General features: G+C 58.4%; 25 protein-coding genes, 2 tRNA genes and 1 pseudogene. All 28 read left to right on the top strand.

All coding sequences use genetic code 11. The features are described from left to right. Nucleotides 1–17 precede the first annotated feature (17 nt). The 28 genes and pseudogenes from tldD (at nt 18) to pheS (ending at nt 25,964) form a co-directional block, all read left to right on the top strand. Nucleotides 18–1,460, top strand: a complete 1,443-nt coding sequence (gene tldD / locus AC2VNM_RS09215; protein WP_483164850.1) for a metalloprotease TldD — start codon at nt 18–20, stop codon at nt 1,458–1,460. A gap of 116 nt (nt 1,461–1,576) precedes the next feature. After that, the gene (gene ftsH / locus AC2VNM_RS09210; protein WP_483164851.1) at nt 1,577–3,499 is read left to right on the top strand and encodes an ATP-dependent zinc metalloprotease FtsH; all 1,923 of its coding nucleotides are present in this window, start codon (nt 1,577–1,579) and stop codon (nt 3,497–3,499) included. Beyond that, entirely contained in the window at nt 3,496–4,341 is an 846-nt protein-coding gene (gene folP / locus AC2VNM_RS09205) for a dihydropteroate synthase (RefSeq protein ID WP_483164852.1), read from the top strand. Before ftsH ends, folP begins: the two co-directional genes overlap by 4 nt. A 7-nt stretch (nt 4,342–4,348) precedes the next feature. Further along, the gene (gene glmM, locus AC2VNM_RS09200; RefSeq protein WP_483164853.1) at nt 4,349–5,701 is read left to right on the top strand and encodes a phosphoglucosamine mutase; all 1,353 of its coding nucleotides are present in this window, start codon (nt 4,349–4,351) and stop codon (nt 5,699–5,701) included. Nucleotides 5,702–5,793: 92 nt separating this feature from the next. Beyond that, a complete protein-coding gene (gene tpiA, locus AC2VNM_RS09195) occupies nt 5,794–6,567 on the top strand; it encodes a triose-phosphate isomerase (RefSeq protein WP_483164854.1) in 774 nt (257 codons plus the stop codon). 2 nt (nt 6,568–6,569) lie between these two features. Next, nucleotides 6,570–6,983 (top strand): preprotein translocase subunit SecG, encoded by a 414-nt coding sequence (gene secG, locus AC2VNM_RS09190; protein WP_483164855.1) that lies wholly within the window; start codon nt 6,570–6,572, stop codon nt 6,981–6,983. 37 nt (nt 6,984–7,020) lie between these two features. Next, nucleotides 7,021–7,105: transfer RNA gene (locus tag AC2VNM_RS09185), tRNA-Leu, on the top strand. Nucleotides 7,106–7,225: 120 nt separating this feature from the next. Further along, on the top strand, nt 7,226–7,582 hold the full coding sequence (locus AC2VNM_RS09180) for an NADH-quinone oxidoreductase subunit A (RefSeq protein ID WP_483164856.1): 357 nt from the start codon (nt 7,226–7,228) through the stop codon (nt 7,580–7,582). Further along, a complete protein-coding gene (locus AC2VNM_RS09175; RefSeq protein ID WP_215871631.1) occupies nt 7,573–8,049 on the top strand; it encodes a NuoB/complex I 20 kDa subunit family protein in 477 nt (158 codons plus the stop codon). Before AC2VNM_RS09180 ends, AC2VNM_RS09175 begins: the two co-directional genes overlap by 10 nt. Before the next feature lie 7 nt (nt 8,050–8,056). Further along, nucleotides 8,057–8,653, top strand: a complete 597-nt coding sequence (locus AC2VNM_RS09170; RefSeq protein WP_483164857.1) for an NADH-quinone oxidoreductase subunit C — start codon at nt 8,057–8,059, stop codon at nt 8,651–8,653. Next, nucleotides 8,640–9,893, top strand: coding sequence for an NADH-quinone oxidoreductase subunit D (locus tag AC2VNM_RS09165; RefSeq protein ID WP_483164858.1), 1,254 nt, complete (start codon nt 8,640–8,642; stop codon nt 9,891–9,893). Before AC2VNM_RS09170 ends, AC2VNM_RS09165 begins: the two co-directional genes overlap by 14 nt. Next, a pseudogene (nuoE, locus tag AC2VNM_RS09160) lies at nt 9,890–10,383 on the top strand (NADH-quinone oxidoreductase subunit NuoE). The gene AC2VNM_RS09165 and the pseudogene nuoE overlap by 4 nt, the downstream one beginning before the upstream one ends. Beyond that, on the top strand, nt 10,380–11,687 hold the full coding sequence (gene nuoF / locus AC2VNM_RS09155; protein ID WP_483164860.1) for an NADH-quinone oxidoreductase subunit NuoF: 1,308 nt from the start codon (nt 10,380–10,382) through the stop codon (nt 11,685–11,687). Before nuoE ends, nuoF begins: the two are co-directional and overlap by 4 nt. Beyond that, nucleotides 11,687–13,999, top strand: a complete 2,313-nt coding sequence (gene nuoG, locus AC2VNM_RS09150) for an NADH-quinone oxidoreductase subunit NuoG (RefSeq protein WP_483164861.1) — start codon at nt 11,687–11,689, stop codon at nt 13,997–13,999. Before nuoF ends, nuoG begins: the two co-directional genes overlap by 1 nt. Before the next feature lie 9 nt (nt 14,000–14,008). Next, entirely contained in the window at nt 14,009–15,034 is a 1,026-nt protein-coding gene (gene nuoH, locus AC2VNM_RS09145; protein ID WP_483164862.1) for an NADH-quinone oxidoreductase subunit NuoH, read from the top strand. A gap of 10 nt (nt 15,035–15,044) precedes the next feature. Beyond that, nucleotides 15,045–15,536, top strand: coding sequence for an NADH-quinone oxidoreductase subunit NuoI (gene nuoI, locus AC2VNM_RS09140; protein WP_215871624.1), 492 nt, complete (start codon nt 15,045–15,047; stop codon nt 15,534–15,536). Nucleotides 15,537–15,554: 18 nt separating this feature from the next. Beyond that, complete coding sequence (locus AC2VNM_RS09135; protein ID WP_483164863.1) at nt 15,555–16,154, top strand: NADH-quinone oxidoreductase subunit J; 600 nt, start codon at nt 15,555–15,557, stop codon at nt 16,152–16,154. Further along, entirely contained in the window at nt 16,151–16,456 is a 306-nt protein-coding gene (gene nuoK / locus AC2VNM_RS09130; RefSeq protein WP_215871623.1) for an NADH-quinone oxidoreductase subunit NuoK, read from the top strand. The genes AC2VNM_RS09135 and nuoK overlap by 4 nt, the downstream gene beginning before the upstream one ends. A 1-nt stretch (nt 16,457) precedes the next feature. Continuing rightward, nucleotides 16,458–18,440 (top strand): NADH-quinone oxidoreductase subunit L, encoded by a 1,983-nt coding sequence (nuoL, locus tag AC2VNM_RS09125; protein ID WP_483164864.1) that lies wholly within the window; start codon nt 16,458–16,460, stop codon nt 18,438–18,440. A gap of 3 nt (nt 18,441–18,443) precedes the next feature. Then, complete coding sequence (locus AC2VNM_RS09120) at nt 18,444–19,931, top strand: NADH-quinone oxidoreductase subunit M (RefSeq protein WP_483164865.1); 1,488 nt, start codon at nt 18,444–18,446, stop codon at nt 19,929–19,931. Nucleotides 19,932–19,940: 9 nt separating this feature from the next. Then, nucleotides 19,941–21,386 carry an NADH-quinone oxidoreductase subunit NuoN gene (gene nuoN, locus AC2VNM_RS09115; RefSeq protein ID WP_483164866.1) on the top strand — a complete coding sequence of 482 codons (1,446 nt, stop codon included), beginning with the start codon at nt 19,941–19,943 and terminating at the stop codon, nt 21,384–21,386. Next, nucleotides 21,386–21,700 (top strand): DUF2818 family protein, encoded by a 315-nt coding sequence (locus AC2VNM_RS09110; protein ID WP_483164867.1) that lies wholly within the window; start codon nt 21,386–21,388, stop codon nt 21,698–21,700. The genes nuoN and AC2VNM_RS09110 overlap by 1 nt, the downstream gene beginning before the upstream one ends. A gap of 36 nt (nt 21,701–21,736) precedes the next feature. Further along, a tRNA-Val gene (locus AC2VNM_RS09105) sits at nt 21,737–21,811 on the top strand. 52 nt (nt 21,812–21,863) lie between these two features. After that, on the top strand, nt 21,864–23,795 hold the full coding sequence (gene thrS / locus AC2VNM_RS09100; protein WP_483164868.1) for a threonine--tRNA ligase: 1,932 nt from the start codon (nt 21,864–21,866) through the stop codon (nt 23,793–23,795). A gap of 15 nt (nt 23,796–23,810) precedes the next feature. Then, nucleotides 23,811–24,329 carry a translation initiation factor IF-3 gene (gene infC, locus AC2VNM_RS09095; protein WP_483189424.1) on the top strand — a complete coding sequence of 173 codons (519 nt, stop codon included), beginning with the start codon at nt 23,811–23,813 and terminating at the stop codon, nt 24,327–24,329. Between the two features lie 10 nt (nt 24,330–24,339). Then, on the top strand, nt 24,340–24,537 hold the full coding sequence (rpmI, locus tag AC2VNM_RS09090; protein WP_215871617.1) for a 50S ribosomal protein L35: 198 nt from the start codon (nt 24,340–24,342) through the stop codon (nt 24,535–24,537). Nucleotides 24,538–24,555: 18 nt separating this feature from the next. Beyond that, nucleotides 24,556–24,918 (top strand): 50S ribosomal protein L20, encoded by a 363-nt coding sequence (rplT, locus tag AC2VNM_RS09085; protein WP_483164869.1) that lies wholly within the window; start codon nt 24,556–24,558, stop codon nt 24,916–24,918. Nucleotides 24,919–24,950: 32 nt separating this feature from the next. Continuing rightward, entirely contained in the window at nt 24,951–25,964 is a 1,014-nt protein-coding gene (pheS, locus tag AC2VNM_RS09080) for a phenylalanine--tRNA ligase subunit alpha (protein WP_483167178.1), read from the top strand. Nucleotides 25,965–25,966 lie beyond the last annotated feature (2 nt).

Below are 25,966 nucleotides of genomic sequence, written 5' to 3'. Positions count from 1 at the left end.
AGTCGGAGAAGCACGTCATGACGGATAACGCCCTCGATCTCGCCCGGGAAAATTTGCTGCAGCCCGCAGGAATCGACGAGACGGCACTGGAGCGCACCTTTGCGCAGTTGCGCCGCCGCGCCCTTGACGATGCGGATCTGTACTTTCAATACAGCCGTAGCGAGGCTTTCAGTCTGGAAGAAGGGGTGGTTAAATCGGGCAGTCACAGCATTCATCAAGGAGTGGGGGTGCGTGCCATCCAGGGAGAACGCCAGGGTCTGGCCTACTCCGATGAAATTGCGGTGGAGGCTCTGCTGGGAGCAGCGGAGGCGGCACGCAGCATCGTTCATCACCCGGGCGAGCAGCGGGCTCTGCAGTGGCGCTCCCGTAGCGGTCTGGATTTGTATCCAAACGTCGATCCTCTGGCGAGTATCGAGAATCGCGAAAAAATCTCCCTTCTCGAGCGACTGGAAGCGGCTGCACGGGCAGCCGACGCGCGTGTGGTGCAGGTAATGGCCAGTCTTGCCGCGCGCTACGAGGTGGTATTGGTGGCGCGCCTGGATGGCAGTCTGGCCGCTGATTTACGCCCGTTGGTGCGTTTGAATGTCACGGTGATCGCCGAGCAGAATGGTCGGCGAGAGCAGGGAAGTGCTGGCGGTGGTGGGCGTCATGACTACCGCGAATTTCTCGAGGGTGATGTCGCGGAAGGATACGCCCGCGAGGCGGTACGGCAGGCGCTGGTCAACCTCGAGGCGGAGGCCGCTCCGGCCGGCGGTATGGAAGTCGTCCTCGGGCCTGGTTGGCCGGGTATTCTACTGCACGAGGCCATCGGTCATGGTCTGGAGGGGGATTTCAACCGCAAGGGTACCAGCGCTTTCTCTGGCCGCGTTGGGCAGCGGGTAGCGGCGCCCGGCGTCACGGTGGTGGATGATGGTACCCTGGCTAGACGGCGAGGCAGTCTCAACCTCGATGATGAGGGGCACCCTACCCAATGTACGGTGCTGATCGAAGATGGGATTTTGCGCGGGTACCTGCAGGACAGTCTGAATGCCCGGCTCATGGGGGTGGCCCCTACCGGTAACGGTCGGCGCGAATCCTATGCGCATCTGCCTATGCCGCGCATGACCAATACCTACATGCGCAATGGTCAGCACGATCCGCAGGAAATCATCGCCAGTGTCAAGAAGGGGCTGTATGCCGTGAACTTCGGCGGTGGGCAGGTCGACATCACCAGCGGCAAGTTCGTGTTCTCGGCCTCGGAAGCGTATCTGATCGAGAATGGCCGCATCACGCGTCCAGTTAAAGGGGCGACCTTGATCGGGAACGGGCCGGATGTGCTCACGCGGGTTGAAATGATCGGTAACGACCTCCAGCTAGATCCAGGGGTGGGGACCTGTGGGAAAGACGGACAGAGCGTCCCGGTGGGAGTCGGTCAGCCAACGCTGAAGATACGTGACCTCACGGTTGGTGGAACGCAATGATACTACTTCTATGCCATGCGCGAGGTGCGCTTGTCAGTTTTTCGGCAGAGGTCTAATATCGAAAATATTGGGGAATTTTGCGCCCAATCTAAACTCCCGATGGGGGAGGTGAGGGAATGAATAACGTTTTCAAGAATGTACTCTTGTGGGTGGCGATTGGGGTCATCCTCATCTTCGTTTTCCAGAATCTCAATTCGTCGAGTTCGACGCCGACTCAGGCAATGAACTTCTCGACTTTTGTCAACAGCGTCAAGCAGGGGCAGGTCGCCGATGTCACGATGGATGGCAACCATCTGACCGGTACGCTCAGTTCCGGGCAGCAATTTAGTGTCTACACCCCGCCCAACGATAATCAGTTGGTACCGCAGTTGCTGGCCGCCGGAGTCAAGATCTCGGTCAAGCCGCCGCAAGGCCAGTCGTTGCTGTTGGCTTTGCTGATCAACTGGTTCCCGATGCTGTTGCTCATCGGTGTGTGGATCTTCTTCATGCGCCAGATGGGTGGTGGCGGTGCTGGTGGTCGGGGCGCCATGAGCTTTGGTCGTAGCCGGGCGCGCATGCTCAGTGAGGAAAACAATAAGATCACCTTTGCCGATGTTGCCGGTGTAGAGGAGGCCAAGGAAGAAGTGGCCGAAATCGTCGACTTTCTGCGGGATCCCTCCAAGTTCCAGCGTCTCGGTGGCCGTATTCCCAAAGGTGTGCTACTCATGGGTTCGCCTGGTTCGGGCAAAACCCTCCTCGCGCGCGCTATTGCCGGCGAGGCCAAGGTCCCCTTCTTCTCGATCTCTGGATCGGATTTCGTCGAGATGTTTGTCGGAGTGGGTGCCTCGCGCGTACGTGATATGTTTGAGCAGGCGAAAAAGCACGCTCCCTGTATCATCTTCATCGACGAGATCGATGCCGTTGGTCGCCAGCGCGGAGCTGGTCTCGGCGGTGGCAACGATGAGCGCGAGCAGACTCTCAACCAGATGTTGGTGGAAATGGATGGTTTCGAGGGTACGGAAGGGATCATCGTCATCGCCGCTACCAACCGTCCGGACGTGCTCGATCCTGCTTTATTGCGTCCTGGCCGTTTTGACCGGCAGGTAACGGTTCCGCTTCCAGACATTCGCGGTCGCGAGCAGATTTTGCAAGTGCATATGCGTAAGGTGCCTTTGGCGCCAGACGTAGACGCCAAGATCATCGCGCGTGGCACCCCGGGCTTTTCGGGTGCAGACCTTGCCAACCTCGTTAACGAGGCAGCCCTCATGGCGGCGCGCAAGAGTAAGCGGCTGGTCGATATGCACGACTTCGAGGACGCTAAAGACAAAGTGATGATGGGCGCCGAGCGCAAGTCGGTAGTGATGAGTGACAAGCAGCGGGAGACCACAGCCTACCATGAGTCTGGGCATGCGGTGGTTGCCAAGTTGCTGCCGGGCACTGATCCAGTGCATAAAGTCACCATCATCCCGCGCGGCCGTGCTCTGGGCTTGACCATGCAGCTGCCGACCGAGGATCGCTTCAACTATGAGCGCCAGGAGATCCTGAACAATATCTCTATCCTTATGGGTGGGCGGATTGCGGAAGAGGTATTTCTCAACCAGATGACCACCGGCGCGGGCAATGACATCGAGCGAGCCACGGATCTCGCGCGCAAGATGGTCACGCAGTGGGGCATGTCCACCATCGGACCCATGGTGATTGGCGAGAAAGAGGAAGAGATGTTCCTCGGACGAGAGATCAGCAAGCACAGTAACGTTTCCGAGCGTACCGCGCAGACGGTGGACGAGGAGGTGCGGGGGATCATTCAGGAACGTTACCAGGTGGCGCGCAAGCTCATCGAAGACAACCGCGACATTGTCGAGCGTATGGCCCAGGCGTTGCTCAAGTTCGAGACCTTGGATGCCGGCCAGGTCAACGACATTATGGCTGGACACGATCCGCGTCCGCCGCAGGACAACAACCCCGGCACACCAGCGGTCAGTGGTAACAGCGGCGTCGGCAATTCTGAGCAGGTTCCCAACAATCTGCCCAAGCTTAACCCGGGGGAACACCCCGTTTGAGTTCTGCTGTGCCGCAGCAAAGACGCCCCTGGCTGCAGGGGCGTTCTTGTATCATGGGGATCATCAACCTTACCCCGGACTCTTTTTCTGATGGTGGTCGCTATGTCTCGGTGACTGCGGCCTTGGCCCATGCACGTCGTTTGTGGGCGGAGGGGGCGGACATCCTTGATCTCGGTGCGGAGTCGACGCGGCCGGGAGCGATGGAAGTTTCGGTAGAGGAGGAACTCGAACGCCTCCTGCCCGCCTTGGAGGCGATCCGCGCCGAGATTCCCCTACCCATTTCTGTGGATACCCGTAAGGCAGCGGTGATGCGTGCCGCCCATGCGTACGGAGCTAGCCTCATCAACGATGTCAGCGCCCTGAGTTTTGATCCCAATGCGCTGGCGACGGTGGCAGAACTAGGGCTTGATGTTTGTCTGATGCATATGCGTGGAACCCCGGCAACCATGCAGACCCTCACCGCCTACGAAAATGTGCTTACCGAGGTACATGACTATCTTGCCCAGCGGCGTGATGCGTGCCTGCAGGCGGGTATCCCTGCGGAATCCATCCTGCTCGATCCGGGCATTGGTTTTGCCAAGGAACAGGCTGACAATCTTCGCCTGCTGCGGCACCTCGACCGCTTGGCGACGCTTGGGCACCCCATTCTGCTCGGGCTGTCGCGCAAAAGATTTTTGGGGCAGGTTGCCGGCGTGGAAAACCCCAGTGAGCGTGTGATAGCGAGTGTGGCGGCCCTCCTCTGGACCCGACAACGGTGCCGTAGTGCGATCTATCGGGTGCACGATGTTGCCGTTACGCGGCAGGCACTCAACATTTGGGAAGCGATGGAAGCGACAGGATAAAACGAATATGGCCAGAAAATTTTTTGGAACCGACGGTGTGCGCGGTCGGGTAGGAGAAATGCCCATGCGTGCGGATTGGATCTTGCAGCTCGGCTGGGCTGCGGGTAGGGTGCTCACCAGGGGGGTATCCGGCAGGCCGCAGGTGCTGATTGGCAAAGATACTCGCCTTTCTGGCTACCTCCTCGAATCGGCCCTGGAATCCGGGCTGGCAGCGGCAGGCGTCGATGTATTGTTGGTTGGCCCGCTGCCGACGCCCGCCATCGCTTACCTGACGCGTACCCTGCGGGCCCATGCCGGCATCGTCATCAGCGCCTCGCACAACCCCTACGAAGATAACGGCATCAAGTTTTTCTCTGGCGATGGCTACAAACTCCCGGATGCGGTGGAGGAAGCCATTGAGGCCGAGCTGGAAGGACCCATGCGCTGTGCTGCTGCAGACTCTTTGGGGAAGGCACGCCGCGTGGAGGATGCCGCTGGTCGCTATGTCGAATACTGCAAGACGACCTTTCCGGCGTCGGCCGATCTGCGCGGCGTGCGAATCATTGTCGATGCCGCCCATGGCGCCGGCTATAAGGTCGCGCCCATGGTGTTCAGCGAGCTGGGTGCGCAGGTGGAGAGCATCGGAGTGCGACCCAACGGTGTCAATATCAATGATGGGGTTGGTTCGACAGCACCGCAGGCACTCATTGCTGCAGTGCGAGAGCGACAGGCTGATCTGGGGATCGCCCTGGATGGCGATGGCGATCGCGTCCTGCTCGTGGATGCGCGAGGTAATACCTGGGATGGCGATGCCGTCCTGTGGCTGCTGGCGCAGGCCTTCCGGGAGCGGGGGAGCTTACCCGGGGTCGTCGGTACGGTGATGAGCAATCTCGCCCTGGAAAAGGCGCTGACAGAGCAGGGAGTGCCTTTCGTGCGCAGCGCTGTGGGAGACCGTTATGTACTGGAGACCATGCGCCGTCTGGGCTATCCCTTGGGTGGGGAGAATTCCGGTCACCTCATCACTCCAGCAAATACTACGGGCGATGCCATTCTTGCGGCGTTGCAGGTGCTTGCCTTTTTGCAGCAGAAAGGCAGGAGTCTGCATGAGCTGGCCGATGGCCTGAAACTATATCCGCAGGTTTTGCTCAATTTGCGCCTGCCAGACGCGCGCCAGCACTTGGAGCGCTCCGATGTGCAGCAACTGTTGCAGGCAGCGGAGGCACAGCTCGCCGGACGCGGACGACTTCTGGTGCGTGCTTCGGGTACCGAACCACTGCTGCGTATCATGGTAGAGGCGGTCGAATGTGGGCTGGCGCAAAAGGTCGCTGAGGAGTTGCGGGCGCAAGTGGCCGCCGGTGTGACCGAATCTGTGGCAGTCTAGAGCGCGCGAACAGGGTAAATTGACCCTCGTCAGCGTACTCTTTAAACTTCGCGTTCTATTAGCAATTGATGACAAATATGAGGAAGGGCGACGTGCGGTCGATCATTGTAGCGGGCAATTGGAAGATGAATGGCTTGAATGCGGATGCTGAGCACCTCACCCAAGCCATTCTCGATGCGGGTCTGGCGCCAGCCTCGCCGGAGGTTGTGGTATTTCCGCCCTTCACGCTATTGCCGACGGTGCATCAGCTGGCCAAGGGCAGTTCCTTACGTTGGGGCGGACAAAATCTCTTTTGGGAAGCGCACGGTGCCTATACCGGTGAGATCTCGGGACCGATGCTGCGCGATCATGGCTGTCGTTATGTTCTGGTTGGACACTCGGAGCGCCGTCAGATTTTTCAGGAGTCGGATGAAATCGTCCTGAAAAAAGTGAAGGCCGCCCTCCTGTCTGGTCTGATTCCCATGGTCTGCATCGGTGAAAGCGAGCAGGAAAGGGTGCAGGGCCAAACGGAAGAGGTGTTGCGGCGTCAGGTAGAGGCCGTTCTCCCGGCCTTGGGCAGTAGCGGACAGCAGGCCAATATGGTCCTTGCATATGAGCCAGTCTGGGCCATCGGCACCGGCAAGACGGCCAGCCCGGAGCAGGCGCAGGAAGTGCATGCTTTTGTGCGTGGCCTGGTCGCTGCAAAGAATCCCGATATCGCCCGCAAAATCCTCATCCTCTACGGAGGTAGTGTCAAGGCCGGCAACGCCCAGGTCCTATTTTCCCAGCCGGATATTGACGGCGGTCTGGTCGGTGGAGCCTCATTGCAGGCAGTCGAGTTTTTGCAGATCTGTCAGGCCGCCCATGCGGTAGCCCGAGGTATTTGAGCATGTATACGGTGTTATTGATTTTTCAGGTACTGATCTGTGTCGTGCTGGTAGGTCTGGTGCTGATTCAGAAAGGACAAGGCGCGGATATTGGCGCAGTCTTTGGCGGTGGCGGTTCACAGACCGTTTTTGGCGCTGCGGGGGCGGGCAATTTTCTCAGTCATGTCACCGCAATTCTTGCCGCGATTTTCTTTCTCAACAGTCTGGCGTTGGCCTATTTGTCGGAGCATGAGGCACATCAGATGGGGGCGGGTATTGCGCTGCCAAGCTCGACTGCAGCGCCCTCTGCTGCCGCGCCGGCAACGGCGCCTACTGCGTCCGTAACGAGCAGCGAGAGCCCGGTTTCCGCCTCGGCAAAATCCGCTGTGTCCGAAAAGAGCGTGGCCACCGGGAATTCCTCTCCAGCTAAGCCTTGACGTCCTGGGCGGGGCATGAGAAAGTTTTGATTCACTTGCCGAAGTGGTGAAATTGGTAGACACACCGTCTTGAGGGGGCGGCGGCGCAAGCCATACCGGTTCGAGTCCGGTCTTCGGCACCAAATCACAGCCCGCGTGGCTGTTTTTTTGTCTCTGTAGACTTCCAGAGATTTGATTATATAGAAAAAAAGTTTTTTATGGCGACCCTGGTGGGTACGTAATGACTTTGACGGAGGGGCCGGGTGCTCGGACATTATTTGCCTGTGCTGATATTTCTGCTGATCGCCTTGGTGGTTGGCATTGTGCCCTTGATTCTGGGCAGCATGCTTGGCCCCAATCGGCCCGACAGCGAAAAGCTGTCCCCCTATGAGTGTGGATTCGAGGCCTTCGAGGACGCCCGCGTCAAGTTCGATGTGCGTTACTACCTGGTCGCGATTCTGTTCATTTTGTTTGACCTCGAAATCGCATTTCTGTTTCCCTGGGCCGTTGTCTTCGACTCCGTCGGCATGACCGGTTTCCTGGCCATGATGGTGTTTCTCGCCATTCTGGTGGTCGGCTTCGTCTACGAATGGAAGAAGGGGGCTCTGGAATGGGAATAGAAGGGGTTCTCGAAAAGGGTTTCGTCACCACCAGTATCGATACGGTGGTCAACTGGAGTCGCACCGGGTCTTTATGGCCAATGACCTTTGGGCTTGCCTGTTGTGCCGTGGAGATGATGCACGCGGGAGCCGCGCGCTACGATCTCGATCGCTTTGGTATCATTTTTCGTCCTAGCCCGCGGCAATCCGACGTCATGATCGTTGCCGGTACCCTGGTCAATAAAATGGCCCCGGCCTTGCGCAAGGTCTACGACCAGATGGCCGAGCCGCGCTGGGTGGTATCCATGGGCTCTTGTGCCAATGGTGGTGGGTATTATCACTACTCTTACAGTGTCGTACGCGGTTGTGACCGGATCGTACCGGTGGATGTCTACGTCCCCGGCTGTCCGCCCACCGCCGAAGCACTTCTTTTTGGGCTGATCCAGCTGCAGAAGAAGATCCGCCGTACGCACACAATAGCCCGGTAACGCAAAAATGGACGATCTGGAAATGGTATCCCAGCAGATCGAGGCTGGGCTCGGGCAGCGGATACGCCGTCGGCAGATCGCCCGCGGCGAGCTGACCCTGGAACTCTTGCGCGACGACTTTCTTGCCAGCTGCACCTGGTTACGCGATGCGGCGGGTTTCGATCAGTTGATCGATATCTGTGGGGTAGACTATTCCGAGTACGGTGATGGCACCTGGGAGGGAGAGCGTTTTGCCGTCGTCTACCATCTTCTGGGTATTCACAGTCGCCAGCGGCTGCGCCTGCGCGTGTTTCTTGACGAAGATCTCCCGATCATCGCCTCGGTGAATGCGATCTGGCCGGCGGCCAATTGGTTTGAGCGGGAGACCTTCGATCTCTTTGGTTTTCTCTTTGAGGGGCATCCCGATCTGCGGCGAATTCTCACCGATTACGGCTTTGTTGGCCATCCCTTCCGCAAGGATTTTCCTCTGGTCGGGACCGTTGAGATGCGCTACGACCCGGATCAGCGGCGGGTGATCTACGAGCCCACCCGTATCGAGGAGCGGGTGGTCGTGCCGCGCATCGTGCGCAGTGACGAGGAGGGGCGATACGATGCCAGAAATTAGCAACTTCACCATGAACTTTGGGCCGCAGCATCCCTCTGCCCATGGTGTGCTGCGGCTGGTGCTGGAGCTCGATGGCGAGGTGATCGAGCGCGCCGATCCGCATATTGGTCTTCTGCACCGCGCCACGGAGAAGCTCGCCGAGCACAAGACCTTTCTGCAGAACCTACCGTACATGGACCGGCTCGACTATGTTTCGATGATGTGCAATGAGCACGCCTATTGTCGTGCCGTCGAGGGTCTGCTGGGTATCGAGATTCCCCAACGCGCCCAGTATATCCGTACCCTGTTCGACGAAATCACGCGGGTACTCAATCATCTGCTGTGGCTCGGCGCCTATGCCCTTGATGTCGGAGCCATGTCGGTATTTCTCTATTGCTTCCGTGAGCGCGAAGACCTCATGGATGTCTATGAGGCGGTCTCTGGGGCACGCATGCATGCTGCTTACTACCGGCCTGGCGGTGTGTATCGCGATCTCCCTGCGCAGATGCCACAGTATGAGCCTTCGCCATATCGCGATGCGAAGCGCCTGCAAGAGCTCAATGCCAACCGTAACGGTTCTGTCCTCGATTTCATCGAGGACTTTACCCGCCGTTTCCCTGGCTATATCGACGAATACGAAACTCTGCTTACCGATAATCGCATCTGGAAGCAGCGCACCGTAGGGATTGGTGTGGTCGCGCCGGAGCGGGCCATTGCCCTGGGTTTCACCGGGCCGATGCTGCGTGCCTCCGGGGTCGCCTGGGATTTGCGCCGTACCCAGCCCTATGCGGCCTATGCCGATCTGGATTTCGAGATCCCAGTGGGTAAGGAGGGTGACTGCTACGATCGTTATCTGGTTCGGGTGGCCGAAATGCGCGAGAGCAACAAGATCATTGCGCAATGCGTCGACTGGTTGCGGAAAAATCCCGGCCCGGTCATGGTTGACGACTACAAAATCGCGCCGCCCCCACGGAAAGAAATGAAGACCAGCATGGAAGCGCTGATCCATCACTTCAAACTCTTTTCCGAGGGCATGATCGTGCCGGCTGGCGAGATCTACGCCGCAGTCGAGGCCCCGAAGGGGGAGTTTGGTATTTACATGCTTTCCGACGGAGCCAATAAGCCCTATCGCATGAAGATCCGGGCGCCGGGCTTTTCCCACCTTGCCGCCATGGACGAGATGGCCAAGGGGCACATGATTGCCGACGTGGTAGCGATTCTGGCGACCATGGACATTGTGTTTGGGGAGATCGACCGATGAGCGAATGGCTGTCGCAAAGCTCCCTCGATGCCATTGCGGCGGAGCGCAGCAAGTATCCTCCTGAGCAGGCGCGCTCGGCGCTCCTCGCGGCTCTACGCATTGCGCAAGAGGAGCATGGCTATCTGCCCGAGCCTCTGATCGAGCATGTGGCGGCAATCCTCGGCGTACCGGCGATCCAGGCCTTCGAGGTGGCTACTTTTTAACGATGTATGACTTGCAGCCCGTCGGTAGGCACCAGTTCTGTGTCTGCGGCAGCGTATCCTGCTTTCTCAATGGCTCTGATGAGATCCTTGCCCATTTGCAGGAGCGCCTGGGCATCGGCATTGGCGAGACGACTGCTGACGGTCTCTTCACCATCAAAGAAGTGGAGTGCCTGGGGGCCTGTAAAGATGCACCGATGATGCAATTAGGAGATCGCTATATCGAAGATCTCACGCCGCAGAAACTCGACGACCTGATCGCGCAATTGCGCAAGGAGGCGGAGCAATGACGACGGAAACGTATGTGAATGGTGTTACCTTGCGTAACCGCGGTCTGCCGGATTCCCATCGTTTGCAGGTCTACCAGGACACTGGCGGCTATCAGGCTCTCCGCAAGGTGTTGCTGGAGGGGATGACGCCCGAGCAGATCATCAACGAAATGAAGACCTCGGCCCTGCGTGGTCGCGGTGGTGCAGGTTTTCCAACGGGCCTGAAATGGAGCTTCATGCCGAAGGGAGTTACTGGCAGGAAGTATCTGCTCTGCAACGCCGATGAGGGGGAACCTGGCACCTGCAAGGATCGTGATATCATGCGTTATGAGCCGCACCGGCTCATCGAGGGGATGATCATCGGCGCCTATGCGATGGGTGCGCGGGCCGGGTATATCTTCATTCGCGGGGAATTCATCGAACCCATCCGCATTGTCGAAGCGGCCCTGGCCGAGGCCTATGCTGCTGGTCTGCTCGGCGAAAAAATCCTGGGAACCGATTTTTCCTTTGATCTTTACGTTCACCGGGGCGCTGGTGCTTACATCTGCGGTGAGGAAACCGCCCTGATGGAAGCGCTGGAAGGAAAGAAAGGACAGCCCCGTTTCAAACCACCTTTCCCGGCGAGCTATGGCCTGTATGGCCAGCCGACCACTATCAACAATGTCGAGACCTTCGCCTCGGTGCCTGACATTATCACACGTGGCGGGCAATGGTTCCTCGACCTGGGCAAACCCAACAATGGGGGAACGAAAATCTTCTCGGTAACCGGGCATGTACGACGACCGGGAAACTTCGAGGTACCCATGGGTACCCCCTTTGCCGAATTACTGGAAATGGCGGGTGGGCTGCGTCCGGGGCGGAAGCTCAAGGCGGTGATCCCTGGTGGTACCAGTACCGCCATGGTGGCCGGCGCGCAGATGATGGAAGTGACGATGGACTACGACAGCATCTCCAAGGCCGGTTCGGCCCTGGGTGCAGGCTCGGTGATCATCATCGATGACAGTGTTTGCATCGTTAAGGTAGTGGAGCGCATCGCTCGCTTCTACATGCACGAATCCTGCGGCCAATGCACCCCCTGCCGCGAGGGTATGGGCTGGCTGTGGCGGGTCATGCACCGGATCGAGAACGGACAGGGTCGCGAATCCGATCTGGAATTGTTGCAGAATGTCGGGTCGCGCATCGAGGGGCGCACCATCTGTGCGCTGGCCGACGGCGGGGTGGCCCCGGTGACCAGCTCCCTGCGTCTGTTCCCGGATGAGTACCTGCACCATGTCCGGCACAAGACCTGCCTGGTCGGTGCTGATGCTGCACGGAGAGTTGCCTGATGCCACGCATCGAGATTGACGGGCAGGAGATCGAGGTTGCTGCCGGCACCACATTGATGGAGGCCGCCGAGCAGCTCGGTATCTACATCCCTTTCTTTTGCTACCACCCCAAGCTGTCAGTGGCAGCCAACTGCCGTATGTGTCTGGTGGATGTCGAAAAGCAGGCCAAGCCCTTGCCTGCCTGCGCCACCCCGGCGAGCGATGGAATGAAGGTCTCCACCCGCTCGAAACGGGCGAAGATGGCGCAACAGGGCGTGCTCGAATTCCTGCTTATCAACCATCCCCTGGATTGCCCGATCTGTGACCAGGGCGGCGAATGTCCATTGCAGGACATCACCATGGGCTATGCCAATCCGCACAGTCTCTACACCGAAGAAAAGCGGGTAGTAGAAGACAAGGATATCGGGCCACTGATTGCCACCGAGATGACGCGCTGTATCCAATGCACTCGTTGCGTTCGCTTTGGCACCGAGATTGGCGGTATCAGTGAATTGGGCGCTACCGGACGGGGTGAGAAGATGGCCATTGGTACCTATGTTGCCAAGGCAGTGCGTTCCGAGCTTTCCGGTAACATGATCGATCTTTGCCCCGTCGGTGCCCTGACCAGCAAGCCCTTCCGCTACAAGGCCCGCTCCTGGGAGCTTAAGCACAGCCAGAGCCTCTGTCCGCATTGCTCGACGGGTTGCAATACCGATGTTCAAAGCCTTGGCAGGGAGGTGTTGCGGGTCAAGCCGCGGGTCAACGAGGCGGTCAACGAAGAATGGCTCTGCGACAAGGGCCGCTTTGCCTATGCCGGATTGCAGGCAGCAGATCGCGTGCAGACTCCTCTCTTGCGTATCAACGGTTCTTTGCAGCCAGTGTCCTGGGCGGATGGCCTGGAGGCGGCGGCGACTGCCTTGCAAAAGACCATCGGCCGTGCGGGACCAGACGCCGTGGCCGGGCTCATCTCGCCGGCGGCGAGCAACGAGGAGCTCTATCTCTTCCAGGCCCTGTTACGGGGCCTGGGGGTGCGTGCTATCGAGCATCGCCTGCGTCAGACGGACTTCCGTGCCGACCCGGCCATGCCCTTATATCCGGCCCTGAACATGAGCCTGGAACAGTTGGAGACAGAGCGAAACATTATTCTCTGTCATGCCTACCCGCGGGAGCAGCAACCGCTGACCAACCACCGTCTGCGCAAGGCGGCCCTGGCGGGGGCGCAGATCTGGGCGCTGGATAGCACGCAACGGGAGTTCAATTTTCCTTTGCGGCAGATCCGCGCGGCAGCAGGAGCCGATCTGGCGGTCTATGAGGAACTCTTGGCGCTTCTGCGCGATGGGACGCCAGCATCGAATCCTGCCTTGGGGGATTTGGCAGATGCTGTGCGGGCTGCCGATAAGCCACTGTTTCTGCTGGGTAGCAGTCTCTTGCAGCAGCCTCGGGCAGCGGAGCTGCTGGCCGTTATCGCTGAAATCGCGCAACAGACCGCCGCTCGCGTCTCCTGGCTGGCGGAGGCCGCCAATAGCGCTGGCGCTTGGTTACTCGGCTGTGTACCCGGACGCAAGCCGGGAGGCGTGCAGGTTGAGGATGCGCCGCGGGTCTGGGAGGAGAAAAAGGCATTCCTGCTCTATGGTGTCGAGCCTGAGGCGGATGCCATGGACGCGCCGGGTGTCCGCGCAGCTCTCGATGCTGCCGATGCGGTCATCAGCATCAGTAGCTTTCTGGGCGCCGCTGAGTCCTATGCCGATATCGTTCTGCCTCTGGCGAGCTGGGCGGAAAGCAGTGGCAGCTTTTTCAATAACGAAGGGCGCCTGCAACAGTATCGTGCGGCGGTGCGGCCGGCAGGAGAGTCGCGCCCTGGCTGGAAAATCCTGCGCGTGTTGGCCGATCATTTGGAATTGGCCGGCCTCGATTTCGATGATCTCGAGGCGCTGCAGGATACTTGGCAGAAACAGTTGGGGGATTTTCCCCTCGATGTTCCGGGTTTCAGGGTGATGCCAGAGATTGCCGCGCGTCATCAGGAAGACGCAGGGGGACTCCAATTGCTGGGTGACTGGCGTATCTATCAGCAGGACCCGCTCGTCCGACGTGCCCAGCCCCTGGCGCAGGAGCCGGTCTGCCGCTTGCATCCGGATACGGTTGCCGAACTTGGAATCGGCGGTGCCGCGGTAGAATTGTTGGCGAGCAATGGCGCGCAGGTGCAGATACCCTTTGTTCTCGATGCCGGAATTCCCCACGGCGCCGTCTGGCTCGATCTTGGTCATCCCGAGACTCAGGCATTGGGAGGAGTCGGGACGGCACTGCGGGTGCAGATGCCGAGTATTCGGGTGTAGGGAGGAAGGATGCACGATCTCGTCAATGCGGCCTGGTGGCCACCTGTTTGGGCCTTGATCAAAATCATCATCGTCCTGATCCCTCTCTTGCTCGGTGTCGCCTATCTGACCCTGGCCGAACGTAAGGTGATCGGCTACATCCAGATTCGCCTCGGGCCGAATCGCGTTGGTTTTCGTGGCATGCTGCAGCCGATTGCCGACGCCCTGAAGCTGCTGTTCAAGGAAGTCCTAATTCCCAGTACGGCCAACCGCTTTCTCTTTCTGGCGGCGCCGGTGTTGGCTTTCGTTCCCGCCATGCTGGTCTGGGCGGCGGTCCCCTTCGGTCCAGGTGTGGCCATCAGCAATATGAACGCGGGTCTACTCTACGTCCTAGCCATTGCCGGTCTGGGGGTATATGGAATCATCATTGCCGGTTGGGCCTCGAACTCCAAATATGCATTTTTGGGGGCGATGCGCGCGGCCGCGCAGTTGGTGGCCTACGAAATTGCCATGGGCTTTGCCCTGGTGGGCGTGTTGATGCTGGCGCAGACGCTGAATCTGAGCAAGATCGTCGAGGCGCAGGCAGGCGGAGGCTTCTGGTCGTGGTACTGGTTGCCGCTCTTTCCTTTTTTTCTGGTGTATTTCATCTCTGGCGTGGCGGAAACCAACCGCGCCCCCTTCGACGTGGCGGAGGGAGAGTCGGAGATCGTTGCCGGTTTTCATGTCGAATATTCGGGGATGGGCTTTGCGCTGTTCTTCCTGGCCGAATATGCCAATATGATCTTTGTCTCGATCCTGACCACCGTGCTTTTCCTCGGAGGCTGGTATCCGCCCTTCAACGTCGCGCCTTTCACCTGGGTGCCGGGCCTCGTCTGGCTGTTGCTGAAGACCGCCTTCCTGCTCTATGTCTTCCTCTGGATCCGCGCCACTTTCCCGCGCTATCGCTATGACCAGATCATGCGCTTGGGCTGGAAGGTCTTCATTCCCATTACCATCGCCTGGATCGTGGTAGTGGGTATTGCCCTCGAGACCCCGTTGCGGGCTATCCTGCGCTGAGGAGGTTGTCATGGCCAATCCTGTCAAACGCTGGTTCCAGTCTTTTTTCCTGCTCGAAATGCTGCGCGGTATGCGGCTCACCGGACGCTATTTTTTCGCGCGCAAGTTTACCGTGCAGTATCCCGAGGAAACGACACCCCAGTCGCCGCGCTTTCGCGGTCTGCATGCCCTGCGCCGGTATGAGAATGGGGAAGAGCGCTGCATTGCCTGCAAACTCTGCGAGGCCGTTTGTCCTGCGCTGGCCATTACCATCGAGAGCGAGGAGCGTAGCGACGGGACGCGCCGCACCAGCCGCTATGACATCGATCTGAGCAAGTGTATCTTTTGCGGACTCTGCGAGGAGTCTTGCCCGGTGGATTCCATTGTCGAAAGTCGGGTGCTGAGTTATCACGCCGAGACCCGTAGTGAACTGCTCTACGACAAGATTCGTTTGCTGGGTAACGGTGATCGTTTGGAAGGCGAGCTGGCCCGCGATCGGCAGGCGGACAGTAGCTACCGTTAGGAGAGAACGAGAAAACGCATGATGCTCACCACCACCGTCCTTTTTTATGTTTTCTCGGCCGTCCTGCTGTTATCGGCCCTGTTGGTCATCACCGCGCGCAATCCGGTGTATTCGGCGCTCTATCTGGTACTCGCCTTTTTCAATGCGGCAGCTTTGTTTCTGTTGCTGGGCGCGGAGTTTCTCGGGCTGATTTTGATTCTGGTATATGTTGGTGCGGTGATGGTGCTGTTTCTCTTCGTGGTCATGATGCTGGATATCAATCTGGAGCGTCTCAAGGAGGGCTTTCTGCGCTACCTTCCCCTGGGTTTGGCGATCGCGATCGTCGGCGTGCTGGAGATGGTGGCGGTGTTCTGGACCGCGCCGATCGGTAGGGTGCCGGCACCTGGGCCAATCTCGGCGAATGCCGACAACACCCGCGCCCTCGGTGAGTTGCTCTACACCCACTATCTCTATCCCTTTGAGATCGCTGCGGTGATCCTGCTCGTCGCCATCATTGCCGCGATAGCCCTGACCTTGCGCCGTCGGCCCGACACCAAGTCGCAGGTGGTCGGCAAACAGGTCGCAGTCGCCGTACGCGAACGGCTACGCATGGTCGATCTGCGGGGGCCGAAGCCATGATCCCGTTGTCGCATTGGTTGATCCTGGGGGCGCTGCTGTTTTCCATCGGCGTGGTGGGGATTTTCCTGAACCGGAAAAACGTCATTATTCTGTTGATGGCGATAGAGATTTTGTTGTTGGCGGTAAATATCAATTTTGTCGCATTTTCCCGTTATTTGGGGAACCTTCAGGGACAAATCTTTGTATTTTTTGTCCTTACCGTAGCAGCCGCTGAGGCGGCTATTGGCTTGGCGATCCTGGTGGTCTATTTCCGTAATCGCCGCAGCATCAATGTAGAAGACATCGACGACTTACGGGGCTGATATGTGGATCTTTGACTGGCTGCATGGCCTGCCACCCATCTGGGTCTATTTGCTCATTCCCCTAGCACCGCTGGCGGGCTCGCTGGTTGCTGGCCTGGGGGGATGGTTTCTGCGGGAGAGGGCGCATTGGGCACCCATCGCCGGTGTTGCCTTTGCTCTGTATCTAGCCATTTTCGTGCTCTTGCAGGTGCTGCATGGGCAGACCTTCTATGGCGATGTCTACACCTGGGCGGTGTTTGGAAATCTGCCGGTACACATTGGTTTCGATATCGACAGTCTGACAGCGGTGATGCTGGTGGTGGTCACCTTCGTTTCCCTCTGCGTGCATGTCTATACCATCGGTTATATGCATAACGATCCGGGTTATGCCCGCTTCTTCAGCTATATCGCCTTGTTTACCTTCAGCATGTTGATGCTGGTGATGGGCAACAACTTTCTGCAGCTCTTTTTTGGCTGGGAAGCAGTGGGGCTGGTGTCCTATCTCCTGATCGGTTTCTGGTTTACCCGCGAAAGCGCCAATCAGGCCTCGCTGAAGGCCTTTCTCGTCAACCGTGTCGGCGACTTCGGTTTTCTGATCGGCATCGCCGCTATCTATCACTACTGTGGCAGCCTCGATTATCGTACCGTTTTTGCCATGGTCCCCAGTTTGGTTGGGCAGACCGTTACCATCATCCCTGGGCATCCCTGGTCGGTGCTGACCTGGATTGCCATCCTGCTCTTTATCGGGGCCATGGGAAAATCGGCGCAGGTACCCTTGCATGTCTGGCTGCCGGAGTCGATGGAGGGTCCGACGCCGATCTCGGCGCTGATCCATGCCGCAACCATGGTCACCGCCGGAATCTTCATGGTCTCGCGCATGTCGCCGATTTACGAGCAGTCGGCAACGGCGCTGAGCGTCATTCTGATCATTGGCGCGATTACCGCGTTATTTATGGGGCTGATTGGGCTGGTACAGAACGACATCAAGCGCATCATCGCCTACTCCACCCTTTCCCAGTTGGGCTACATGACCGCGGCCTTGGGTGCGTCGGCTTTTTCTGCGGCCATATTCCACCTGATGACCCATGCCTTCTTCAAGGCATTGCTCTTCCTGGCCGCCGGATCGGTCATTCACGCCATGCAGAATGAGCAGGATATCCGCAAGATGGGAGGGCTGCGCGCGCACATGCCCATTACCTATCTCACCTTTTTGGTGGGCGGGTTAGCGCTTTCCGGAATCCCACCCTTCGCCGGCTTTTTCAGTAAGGACCTGATCATCGAGGCGGTCGGCGAATCGAGTCTGACCGGCGCGACTTTTGCCTATGTCCTGCTGGTGCTGGGTGCGCTGGTCACGGCGCTGTATACCTTCCGCATGTTCTTCCTGGTCTTCCATGGCAAGAAACGCATGGACGAACACACCCAAGAACATTTGCATGAGTCGCCTTGGGTGATTACCGGCCCTCTGATCGCGTTGGGCATTCCCTCTCTGCTGGCAGGCTGGTTCTTTATTGCCCCGGTGGGCCTGGGCGGTTTTCTGGATAGTTCGCTACAGATTCGCGCGCAGTGGAATACCATCGGAGAAATTGCGGCGCACTGGCAGGGGACTGGTGCCTTCCTTGTCCATGGCCTGGAGTCTTGGCCCTTCTGGTTGGCCATTCTTGGCATCGCTCTGGCGGCATGGTTCTACCTGCTGCATGACGGCGTACCAGCGGCACTGAATCGCCTGCTTGCACCCTTCACATGGGTTCTGCGCAAGAAATATGGCTTTGATGCCTTCAACCAGCTGGTATTCGTTCGAGGTGCCCTATTGTTCGGTCGGCGCTTCTGGCATTGGGGGGACGAGGCAATCATCGACGGCGGAATGGTCAATGGCAGCGCCCGGCTGGTGGCGCGCGCGGCCCTTTCCTGGCGCCGTCTGCAGACCGGTTATATCTATCACTATGCCTTCGTCATGATCATTGGGCTCGTCCTCTTCATGACCTATTTCATGATCTGGAGGGGCTGATCGATGCATTCCTTTGGCCTTCTGAGCGCAGCGATCTGGGCGCCGATTATTGGTGGCTTTCTGGTTCTTGCCGTGGGCGATCGCGCCGGCGGCAACCCGGCGCGCTGGCTGGCGCTGTTGGTCTCACTACTGACCTTTGCCATTACCTTGCCGCTATTCACGGGCTTCGATACCCATACGGCAGCGATGCAGTTTGTCGAACGCGTCCCGTGGATTCCGGTATTTCACATTACGTATTTTCTGGGTATCGATGGGATTTCCCTCTGGTTCATCCTGCTCACCAGCTTCCTGACGGTGCTGGTGGTGATAGCCTCCTGGCGCAACGTCCCAATGCGTATTGCCCAGTATCTGGCCGCTTTTCTGATCATGGACGGGTTGATGATCGGGGTCTTCTGTGCCCTCGATGCCATCCTCTTTTATGTGTTCTGGGAGGCGATGCTCATTCCCATGTTCCTCATCATCGGGGTCTGGGGCGGGCCACGCCGGGTCTATGCCACCATCAAGTTCTTCCTCTATACCTTCCTCGGTTCGGTGTTGATGCTGGTGGCCTTTCTGTACCTTTATTTTCACAGTGGCGACAGCTTCAGTCTGCTGGCTTTTCAGAAAACGCCCCTGGGCGCGAACGCGCAGATCTGGATTTTTCTCGCCTTCCTGATTGCCTTTGCGGTGAAAATCCCGATGTGGCCGGTACATACCTGGTTACCTGACGCCCACGTCGAGGCACCTACGGGGGGATCGGTGATTTTGGCGGCGATCATGCTGAAAATGGGTGCCTACGGTTTCTTGCGACTGAGTCTGCCGATCACCCCGGATGCCAGCCATCAACTCGCATGGTTGATGATCGTGCTATCGCTGATCGCCATTGTCTATATCGCCCTGATTGCCATCGTGCAGCAGGATATGAAGAAGCTGATCGCCTACTCCTCCATCGCGCATATGGGTTTTGTCACCCTCGGCTTATTCGTTTTTACGCAGACGGCGATAGAGGGCGCGATCATCCAGATGCTTTCGCACGGTTTTGTGAGTGCGGCGATGTTCCTTTGCGTGGGCGTGCTCTATGACCGCATGCACACCCGCGATATTCAGGCCTACGGTGGCGTCGCTAACGTGATGCCGATTTTTGCCAGCCTGATGATGCTCTTTGCCATGGCCAATGTCGGTCTACCTGGGACCTCGGGCTTTGTCGGGGAGTTTATGGTGGTGCTGGGCACCTACCAGGTACATCCGTGGCCGGCGATCATTGCCGCCACCGGGCTAATTACCGGGGCCGGCTATACCCTCTGGCTCTTTAAGCGGGTGATTTTTGGCGGCATCATTCATGCCGAGGTGGCCGCCCTCAATGACCTCAACGGTCGCGAGATTCTGGTCCTTGGGTCTTTGGCGGTTTTTGTGTTGCTGCAGGGTGTGTGGCCGGCCCCTTTCCTCGACATTGTTCATCAATCCGTGGCGCATCTCTTGCAGCAGGTCGCCACCAGTAAAGTTCCTGGTTGAGGAGGCGCCATGCAGAACGCTCTGTTTCATTGGTCCTTTGCCATTCCTGAAATTTGGGTACTGGCAATGGCCTGTGTGGTGCTGCTGGTTGACGTGTTCGTTGGCGAGCGCCAACGTGATGTCGCCTATGTGCTCAGTATTTTCAGCTTGCTCGCGGCCATGGCCCTGACCTGCTCGCAGATGGGCCAGACAGGATTTGCCTTCTTCGGGCAATTCCATCTCGATCCCTTTACCAGTATCGCCAGTTTCCTCGTCGAGCTGCTGAGTCTGCTGGTGCTTTTGTATTCGCGCAAGTATCTCCTGCGTCGGGCCTTGTATCGGGGGGAGGTCTTCGTACTACTTCTCTTTGCCTTGCTGGGGGCGTTGATCCTCATCTCCGGGTCCAACCTGCTGGTCCTGTATCTGGGGCTGGAGCTGCTTGCCCTCAGTCAATATGCCTTGGTCGCTTTTCAACGCGGCAATCTGCGCGCCACGGAGGCGGGACTGAAGTATTTCATTCTCGGTGCGTTGGCCTCGGCCCTGTTGCTCTATGGCATGTCGTTGCTCTATGGGCTCACGGGAACCCTGGATCTGCACCAGATTGCTATTGGCCTGGTCAATGTGGGCGGTGCCAACTATCTGCTGATGCTCGCGGTGATCTTTCTGGTGGCGGGGATCGCCTTCAAATTCGGTGCGGCACCCTTCCACATGTGGTTACCGGACGCTTACCAGGGCGCGCCAACGCCAGTCACCCTGTTTATGTCTTCCGTTCCCAAGATTGCCATCTTCGCCCTGTTTCTGCGCATCCTGGTGGATGGCGGCTATGGCAGCATCGAGATCTGGCAGCAGCTTTTCGTTGCGTTGGTGGTCGTCTCGCTGCTGATCGGCAATGTGGTGGCCATTGCCCAGACCAACCTCAAGCGCATGCTGGCGTACTCGACGGTGGGCAACATGGGTTTTCTCGCCTTGGGTATCGTCGCCGGAACGCAGAATGGATTGGCTAGCGCCTTCTTCTATGCGGTCGTCTACGCTTTCATGGCAACCGCGGCCTTCGGTCTGATTGTCTATCTCAGCCGCGAAGGCTTCGAGGCCGAGGAAATCAGTGATCTCCGGGGTCTGGTACGTACCCGCCCCTGGGCGGCCTTCCTGCTGCTGATCATCATGTTCTCCCTCGCCGGCGTACCGCCGACCATTGGTTTTTACGCCAAACTTGCGGTCTTCCAGGCGCTCATCGAGGCCCATTTCGTCTGGCTCGCGGTGTTTGGCGTGCTGATGGCGGTGGTGGGCGCGTTCTACTATCTGCGGGTACTCAAGGTTGCATTGTTCGATCCGCCGGCGGAAGATTTGGCGTACGGTGCCGATGATCCGTTGGCGGCTTCTGTGCTTACTGTCAATAGCCTTGCCCTGCTGATTCTCGGCATTGTTCCAGGTGCCTTGGTGGCGTTCTGTTATCATGCCTTACAGGGGGTGCTCTAATGGCCTTGCAACAATGGGCGATGATCTACATCCTGGTAGCGTTTATCGCCGCGAATCTGCCTTGGCTGAGTGGAAAGCGTTTTGTCTTTGGCAGTTGCAATCCGGAGAAGACCTTGCTCTGGTATCTTGGCGAGTGGTTTGTCATGTACTTGATCATGGGACTCATCGGCATGGGGGTAGAGCGTCTGCTCGATGGTCAAAATCATGGGCAGGGCTGGGAATTCTACGTGATTGCCCTGTGCATGTTTGCGGTTTTCGCCATTCCTGGTTTTATCTGGCGCTTCAATATCGTGCCGATGTTGCGCCGATCTTGACGAGTCCCGGCAAACACTGATACTTTTGCCAGACTTAGGCGCGTAGCTCAGGGGGAGAGCGCTACCTTGACACGGTAGAGGTCGGCGGTTCGAAACCGCCCGTGCCTACCAACACCCGCACCAGAAGGGCCTGGCTCACTGGTGCTTTTTCTTTGGAGAGGATATGCCCGAGATCCGTCTGCCGGATGGTTCTATACGTTCCTTTGCAGCGCCGCTGACGGGCGCGGAACTGGCGCGCGACATTGGCGCTGGTCTGGCCAAGGCGGCCCTCGCACTGCGCGTCGACGGCCGCCTCTGTGATCTCGGTACTCCTATCGATCACGATGCCGAGGTGAGTATCGTCACCAAAGACAGCCCGGAGGGGTTGGAGATTCTCCGGCACTCCACTGCGCATCTCCTGGCACAGGCGGTCAAGGAACTGTTCCCAGATGTGCAGGTCACCATCGGTCCGGTGATTGACAACGGCTTCTACTACGATTTTGCCGCGTCCAAACCGTTTACGCCGGAAGATCTGGAGGCCATCAGTGCCAAAATGCGGGAGCTGGTGCAGGCCGATCTGCCGGTGCAGCGGGAAGTCGTCAGTCGTGACGCGGCAATCGAGCGCTTCCGCGCCATGGATGAGGAATACAAGGTCCAGATCATCCAGGACATTCCCGCGGGAGAGGAACTGAGCCTCTACCATCAGGGGGATTTCGTCGATCTCTGCCGTGGTCCGCATGTGCCGCGCACCGGAATGCTCGGCGCGTTTGCGCTGCGCAGTGTGGCGGGTGCCTACTGGCGCGGCGACTCGCGTAATCCGATGCTGCAGCGGATTTACGGGACCGCCTGGGCAACGCAGAAAGATCTCGATGCCTTTTTGTTGCAGCAAGCTGAGGCCGAGCGTCGCGATCATCGCAAGATCGGGACCGAACTCGAGCTCTTCTCGATTCAGGAAGATGCCGGCGGTGGCTTGGTCTTCTGGCACCCACAGGGATCGCGGGTGCGGCGGGTGATCGAGGATTTCTGGCGTGCCGCGCATATCGATTCTGGCTACGAACTTCTCTTTACTCCCCACATCGCGCACGAGGATCTCTGGTATACCTCTGGGCACAAGGATTTCTACGCCGAGTCCATGTTCCAGCCCATGGAGGACGAGGGGCAGCCGTATCAGCTCAAGCCGATGAACTGTCCTTTCCATATTCTGGTGTACAAGAGCAAACTGCGCTCCTATCGCGAATTGCCAATCCGTTGGGCGGAGCTCGGGACCGTATATCGCCACGAAATGTCGGGAGCCCTGCACGGCCTGATGCGGGTACGCGGTTTTACCCAGGATGACGCGCATATCTTTTGTCGGCCGGATCAGATCGAGGCGGAGATCGCCGGGGTGCTGGCATTGACCCAGCGCATTCTTGGCACTTTTGGTTTCGATCGCTACGAGATCAATCTCTCGACGCGGCCAGAGGGTTCCGTCGGTAGCGACGAGATTTGGGAAACTGCTACCAAGGCGCTGGAAGCTGCGTTGCAGCGGGCCGGTCTCGATTACCAGGTCGACGCCGGTGGCGGCGCTTTCTATGGTCCCAAGATCGACCTCAAGATCGAGGACGCGATCGGCCGCAAGTGGCAATGCAGTACCATTCAGCTCGACTTCAATCTGCCGGAGCGCTTTGGCATGGAATATGTCGCTGAGGACAGTAGTCGGCAGGTGCCGATCATGATCCACCGCGCCATCTTTGGTTCGGTCGAACGGTTTTTTGGTGTGCTCATCGAGCATTACGAGGGTAAATTTCCCTTCTGGCTGGCGCCGACGCAGGTGGTGGTGGCACCGATCAGCGAGCAGCACAGCGACTATGCCGAGCACGTGGTCAGTCAGTTGCGCGCGCACGGCCTGCGCGTAGAATCGGACTTGAGAAGCGAGAAGATCGGCTATAAAATACGCGCCCACACTTTGCGGCGGGTGCCATTTATGGCTATCGTCGGCGAGCGGGAAAAGAGCGAGGGTACGGTCAGTTTGCGGGATCGCAATGGCGCAGATCTTGGCGCCATCCCGCTGGAGATGTTGGGTAAGACTTTACAACGCTTGGATACACGACGGCAGCAGGCCTTGGAACTGGCCTAGGGGGAGGGTAGGGCAATCGCGACGGAAAAAGAGATCCGCATCAATCGGGAAATTCTTGCGGCAAAGGTTCGGTTGATTGGGGACGACGGAGAGCAGTTAGGTATCGTTCCCTTGCATGAGGCTCTTGCCGCCGCCGAAGAGGCGGATCTTGATCTTGTAGAGATCGCCCCACAGGCCGTCCCCCCGGTCTGTCGGGTTATGGATTACGGTAAGTTTCGCTTCCAGGAAAGCAAGCGGCAGCACGAAGCGCGAAAGAAGCAGAAACAGAGCCAGGTCAAGGAGATCAAGTTTCGACCACGCACGGACGATGCCGATTACCAGATCAAGCTCCGCAACATCATCCGCTTTCTCGAGGATGGTGATCGAGCGAAGGTTACCTTGCGTTTTCGCGGTCGAGAAATGAGTCACCCGGAATTGGGTATGGAATTGCTCAACCGGGTGGAAGCAGATTTGCAAGAAATGGGTGTGGTCGAGCAGCGGCCACGTATGGAAGGGCGGCAGATGGTCATGGTCATCGCCCCCAAGAAGAAATAGGAGAGGCAAGATGCCGAAGATGAAGACCAATCGCGGGGCCGCCAAGCGTTTCAAGCGCACCGGCTCGGGGAAATTCAAGCACCGGCAGGCGTTCTTGAATCACATCCTCACCAAAAAAAGCACCAAGCGCAAGCGTCATCTGCGCCACACCCTGGTAACGTCTGGCAGTGAGCAGGCCGCATTGCGGCGTATGCTGCCCTACGTCTGAGTCAAAAGGAGTACCCAGATGCCAAGAGTAAAACGGGGCGTTACCGCCCACGCCCGCCACAAGAAGGTCCTGGCGCGCGCCAAGGGCTTCCGTGGCCAGCGCAAGAGCAATTTCCGTATCGCCAATCAGGCGGTGATGAAGGCCTTGGTCTACGCCTATCGGGATCGCCGCAGCAAGAAGCGCGATTTCCGTAGTCTGTGGATTGTGCGTATCAATGCTGCGGCGCGTTCCGAGGGTTTGAGCTACAGCCGCTTCATCAACGGGTTGCAGCGGGCTGGTGTGAGTCTGGATCGCAAGGTCCTGGCCGATCTCGCCGTGCGGGACAAGGCAGCGTTCTCTCGCCTAGTTGCTGTCGCGAAGGGTCAGCAAGACGCCGCTTGAGTCTGCGCAAGGAGGCTATGGTGGAGAATGCAGTGTCCCCGGCCTCTGTCGCGGAAGTGGCGGAAGCCATTGCCAAGATTCAGCAGCTCGCCGAGCTGGAGCAGCTGCGCGTGCAGTGGCTCGGGAAAAAGGGTCACCTGACCCGGGCAATGCAGGGCTTGGGAGCTCTGGATCCGGAGCAGCGGCGGGCGCGTGGAGCGGAGCTCAACGCGCAGAAAGAGGCGATCCAGCAGCTATTGGAGCAGCGGCGGGCGCAACTGGAAAATGAGCTGTTGCAGCAACGTCTGGCAAGCGAATCCGTGGATGTCACCCTGCCCGGTCGTGATGCCGGGCGGGGTTCCCTGCATCCGGTACGCCAGACCCTGAACTGGATCGAAGACTATTTCTCCCGTCTGGGTTTTGAGGTTGCCGATGGGCCGGAACTCGAAGACGACTTTCATAATTTCACCGCCCTCAACATTCCCGAAGACCACCCGGCGCGGGCGATGCATGATACCTTTTATCTCCAGGACGGACGGGTACTGCGAACTCATACCTCGCCGGTACAAATTCGTTATCTGGAGACACATCAGCCGCCTTTGCGGATGATTGCGACTGGACGGGTTTATCGACGTGACTCGGATATTACCCATACGCCGATGTTCCATCAGGTGGAGGGCCTCTATCTGGATGAGGGTGCGAGTTTTGCCGACCTGCGCGGTCTGTTGGCCGACTTCCTACAGGAATTTTTTGACAACAGTGCCTTGCCGGTACGTTTTCGCCCCTCTTATTTCCCCTTTACCGAACCCTCGGCCGAGGTGGATGTGGGCTGTGTCATCTGTCACGGGAAAGGATGTCGTGTCTGCAAGGATACGGGCTGGCTAGAGGTTCTTGGCTGCGGCATGGTGCATCCCGCTGTGCTTTCCAGCGCAGCGGTCGATCAGGAGCGTTTTGCTGGCTTTGCCTTTGGTCTGGGAGTGGAACGATTGACCATGCTGCGCTATGGGATTAACGACCTGCGCCTCTTCTTCGAAAACGACTTGCGCTTTTTGCGCGAGTTTGCCTAGGG

The sequence above is a fragment of the Acidithiobacillus sp. TH-A67 genome, from assembly GCF_057473545.1.
The sequence above is the reverse complement of the archived record's forward strand: the minus strand, read 5'-3'. Positions and strand labels throughout refer to the sequence as shown.